This window comes from Sphingomonas sp. (assembly GCF_035758555.1).
Classification (GTDB): Bacteria; Pseudomonadota; Alphaproteobacteria; order Sphingomonadales; family Sphingomonadaceae; genus Sphingomonas_B.
The window spans coordinates 1-2,621 of sequence record NZ_DASTXI010000251.1 but is presented as its reverse complement, the minus strand read 5'-3'; the positions used below and the strand labels follow the sequence as shown (position 1 = coordinate 2,621).

General features: G+C 68.5%; 2 protein-coding genes. One reads left to right on the top strand and one right to left on the bottom strand.

Going from position 1 to position 2,621, the window contains the following annotated elements; translation table 11 throughout:
- Positions 1-877, bottom strand: an 877-nt coding sequence (locus VFT73_RS15150) for an L-threonylcarbamoyladenylate synthase (protein WP_326412949.1), incomplete at its 3' end; no start/stop codon positions are given.
- A 43-nt stretch (positions 878-920) separates the two neighbouring features.
- Here VFT73_RS15150 and VFT73_RS15145 point away from each other — a divergent pair.
- Positions 921-2,597: an acyl-CoA dehydrogenase gene (locus VFT73_RS15145; protein WP_326412947.1), complete on the top strand. Its 1,677-nt coding sequence runs from the start codon at positions 921-923 to the stop codon at positions 2,595-2,597.
- Positions 2,598-2,621: the final 24 nt, after the last annotated feature.

Genomic DNA, 2,621 nt, shown 5'->3' with positions numbered 1-2,621 from the left:
GCCCCACGCCTTCGGCCGGTATCGATGCCACGGCAATCGTCTCCGCGTCGGCTGCGTCGGCCTGATGGAGCAAGTCGAACAAACGCGCCGCAGCCTCGATCATATCGCCGGAGCAGCTGAGGGAGGCGTGGCCGGTCACTGGCCCGAAGCCGATCAGATATTCGCCGGGGCGCGCTTCGGTTGCATCGAGGCGCAGCGGCTTGGCCGGGGCATAGTGGCGCGCGAGCATTCCCGGCGACTGGATCTTGCCGCCGGGCTCGAACCCCAGGCCCAAGTCGATAGGGCCCGGCCGGAGCAGGCGAAGCTGGTCGCCATAAGCCGCGACGATCGTGGATTCGAGCCCGACCTGTGTGGCGCCGGCATCGAGGATCAGCGGAATGCGGCCCTCAAGGCTTTTCAGCACGTGTCCGGCACGGGTGGGGCTGATCGACCCGCTGGCGTTGGCCGACGGTGCTGCGAGCGGCCGCCCGCTCGCGCTGAGCAACGCCTGCATTGCGGGGTGGCGGGGCACGCGGATCGCGACGGTCTCGAGCCCAGCCGTCACGATCGAGGCCAGGCGCGCGTCCCCGCGCTTTCGCAGCACCAGAGTCAGCGGGCCCGGCCAATGCCGCGCCGCCAGCTCCCGCGCCTGCGCCGGGAATTCGGCCAGCGTCTCGGCGCTCGCCAAGTCCGGCACATGGACGATCAGCGGGTTGAAGCTGGGCCGTCCCTTGGCCGCGTAGATCCGGGCGACGGCTTCGGCATCGGTCGCATCGGCTGCGAGGCCGTAGACGGTTTCGGTCGGCACCGCGACCGGCTGGCCGGCGAGGATCAGGCGAGCCGCCTCGTCGATTGCCGCATCCGAAACCGGCAGCACGCGGGTGTTTGAGGCGTCCACCGGCCCGCGCTATAGCGCCGGGCGCCGTTTCTCAAGGAGCCCCATGACCTACACCGCCCCCGCCACCGAGCAACGCTTCGTGCTCGATCATGTCGTCCGTATCGGCGAACTCGTCGAGGATTCCGATCTGGTCGACGCGATCGTCGAGGGCGCGGGCGCCTTTGCGGCGGGCGAATATGCGCCCCTGAACCGCATCGGCGACGAGATCGGCGCGCGCTGGCAGGACGGCAAGGTTGCGATGCCGGAGGGTTTTCGCGCGGCCTATCGCGCCTTTGTCGAAAGCGGCTGGGGCAGCATCAGCGCGCCCGAGGCGTTCGGCGGACAGGGGCTGCCCTTTGCGCTCGCAACGGTGGTGATGGAGGATCTCGGCACCGCGAACATGGGCTTTTCGCTGATCAACATGCTGACTCCCGGCGCGATCGAGGCGCTGGTGTCGCACGGCTCGGCCGAGCTGCAGGGCGCCTATTTGCCGAAACTCGTGACCGGCGAATGGAACGGCACGATGAACCTGACCGAGCCGCAGGCAGGCTCCGACGTCGGCGCGCTCCGCACCACCGCCACGCCGGCGGCGGATGGGAGCTGGCGGATCAAGGGCACCAAGATCTTCATCACCTTCGGCGAGCACGACTTGACCGACAATATCGTGCATCTGGTCCTTGCCCGTACGCCCGGTGCTCCGGCGGGAACCAAGGGTATCTCGCTGTTCCTGGTTCCCAAATTCCGGCTGAACCCGGACGGCACGCCCGGTGAATTCAACGATGTCCGCTGCGTCTCGATCGAGCACAAGCTCGGTATCCACGCCTCGCCGACCTGCACGCTGTCGTTCGGCGACCATGACGACTGCCACGGCTGGCTGATCGGCGAAGAAATGGGCGGCATGCGCGCGATGTTCACGATGATGAACAATGCGCGCCTGAACGTCGGTCTGCAGGGCGTCCAGATCGCCGAGCGTGCGAGCCAGGCGGCGCTCGCCTATGCGCAGGAGCGGGTGCAACTGGGCAAGCCGATCGTCGAGCATCCGGACGTTCGCCGGATGCTGATGCGGATGCGCGCGCTGACCCAGGGCGCGCGAGCGCTGATCTATTATGCCGCTGGCGAGGCGGACCGCGCGCATGCAGGCGACGAAGCGGCCAAGGCGCGGCTGGACCTGCTGACGCCGCTCGCCAAGGCTTGGGGCACGGATGTCGGCTGCGAAGTCGCGTCGCTGGGCGTGCAGGTGCATGGCGGCATGGGCTTCGTCGAGGAGACCGGGGCCGCGCAGCACTATCGCGACATCCGGATTGCGCCGATCTACGAAGGCACGAACGGCATTCAGGCGGCCGACCTAGTCAACCGCAAGCTGCCGATGCAGGGCGGCGAGGTGCTAAACGCGTTGCTGACGGACATCCGTGCCGAGGCCGGCGACGAGGCGGCGTTGATGGACCTGGTCGACCGCATCGAGGCGGTCGCGCGCTGGATGCTCGGTAACGAGGCAACCCCCGAGGACCGGCTCGCCGGCAGCTATCCGCTGCTGACGATGCTGTCGGTCGCGGTTGCCGGCTGGTTGATGGCGCGGCAGGCGCGGGCGGCTTCGGCCGGCACGCCGTTCGAGGCGATGAAGCGTGCGGTCGCGCAGTTCTTCCTCGATCGGATCGTGCCCGAGGCAGCGGGGCTGCAAGCCTCGGCGCAAGGCGGAGCGGACGGCCTGTATGCCGTCGGTGCGGACGTGCTCGCCGCTTAGGGTGTGTACTCATATGCAGCATCG